Source organism: Protofrankia sp. CiP3 (assembly GCF_917627345.1).
Taxonomy (GTDB): domain Bacteria; phylum Actinomycetota; class Actinomycetes; order Frankiales; family Frankiaceae; genus Protofrankia.
This window is the reverse complement of record NZ_CAKJTM010000146.1, coordinates 1-1,462: the sequence shown is the minus strand read 5'-3', so window position 1 is coordinate 1,462 and position 1,462 is coordinate 1. Positions and strand designations below refer to the sequence as shown.

General features: G+C 74.0%; 2 protein-coding genes and 1 pseudogene. All 3 read left to right on the top strand.

Annotated elements, in window-relative coordinates:
• Positions 1 to 276 precede the first annotated feature (276 nt).
• Positions 277 to 441 (top strand): helix-turn-helix domain-containing protein, encoded by a 165-nt coding sequence (locus MJ797_RS24540; RefSeq protein WP_239341740.1) that lies wholly within the window; start codon positions 277 to 279, stop codon positions 439 to 441.
• A gap of 10 nt (positions 442 to 451) precedes the next feature.
• A complete protein-coding gene (locus tag MJ797_RS24535; protein ID WP_239341738.1) occupies positions 452 to 832 on the top strand; it encodes a hypothetical protein in 381 nt (126 codons plus the stop codon).
• A gap of 143 nt (positions 833 to 975) precedes the next feature.
• Positions 976 to 1,462: pseudogene (locus tag MJ797_RS24530) on the top strand (serine/threonine protein kinase); the annotation flags it as partial.

Genomic DNA, 1,462 nt, shown 5'->3' with positions numbered 1-1,462 from the left:
CGTGGCGGACATCCGTCGCGACCTGATCATCCCCACGGGCAAGCGCAAGGGCCACAACCCGAGCCTGGCCAGCATCTACCGAGCACTGGACGAACACGGGAAGCGCCAGGCGCACCCAGAGGCGCTCGACCAGGCCCGCGCCGACTTCGCCTCCAGCCAGGCAAGCACCTGACGGGTACGACCCGTCCCACGGGATCACGCTGGTCAGCGATATCCGCCCGATTTTCGGCGGATGCTACGGCGACCCCCCATGGCCGCAAAGGCGGCCGCCCGGCCGTGGTTGACGAGGACACGTTGGCGATCGTTCAGGCGCGGTTGGGCTGCGGTGAGTCGGTGTCCGCCATCGCCCGTCACCTTGGTATCGGCCGGTCCACGCTGTACCGGGCGTTGCAGCCCCAGGACACCGATACGTCGCTGGTCACGGCAGCACCCGCAGTGTGAGCCGGGACGGATGGTGGACACCCACCGCAAGGGTGACCCGTCGCCGCCGCTGGCCGCGCTGAACGAGGCACACCGCGCGCAGGCACTGCGCCGGTGGCGGATCCTGCGTCCCCTTGTCGAGGACGGGATACCGCTGCGCGGGCGGCCCGCGACGCTGCTCGCCCAGGTGCTGCTCGACGCGCAGGCCTCGGTCGCGTCCCGGCGCGCGGTCGCGCTGGGCGACCTCGTCCGCACCCAGGGCACCTACGCCGCCGCGGCGGCCGTACTCGCCGAGATCGGCCAGGAGCTCGCCGACGAACAGCTGGCCGCGACGACCCCCGAGGCCGTCGGGCAGACGATCCGCCGCGCCCGCACCCCCCGCCGCGCCAGTCGTCCCGGGTCAGGGGCATAGGGGGCCGTTCCCCAGCGGGCCCGCCGAGGCCCGGTGAGGGCCTCCGCGAACCCGAGGATCACGATCGCCCGGACATCAGTCCGATCATGAATAAAAACAGATTTCCGGAAACAGAAATCTAGTTTTGTTGGTAGGGTGGGGGTATGACGACGTCTGCGCTACCCCTCGACCCGATCCCCGCCGACCCGGGGCCCGTCCCTGCCACGCCGGAGACGGTGCCGTGTGCCTGGTGCTCCCGGCCGGTGGCGCAGCGGGCCGCCGGCTCGGGTCGGCGGCGCCGGTACTGCCCGGACCGGGACTGCCAGGAGCAGGCCAAGCGCGCCCGCGCCTCGCGGCGCGCCGCCGGCGGCATCGGTGGCGACGTCGCCGCCGCCGAGGACCTCCTGGACCGGCTGGAGACCTACATCGGCCGGCTCGGCGACGGCCTTGCGGCCGAGTTGACCCCTGCCGGTGTGCAGTCCGCGGTGAGCCGGGCGGAGGCGACCGCGGCCGCCCGCATCGCCTCCGCCGCAGCCGAGGTGGAGGAGGCACGGCGCCGTGCGGCCGAGGACGTCGCCTCCGCCGCGGCCGAGCGGGACGCCGCCCTCGCCGATGCGGAGGCCGCCCGGGCCACCGCGGCCGCCGCGGACG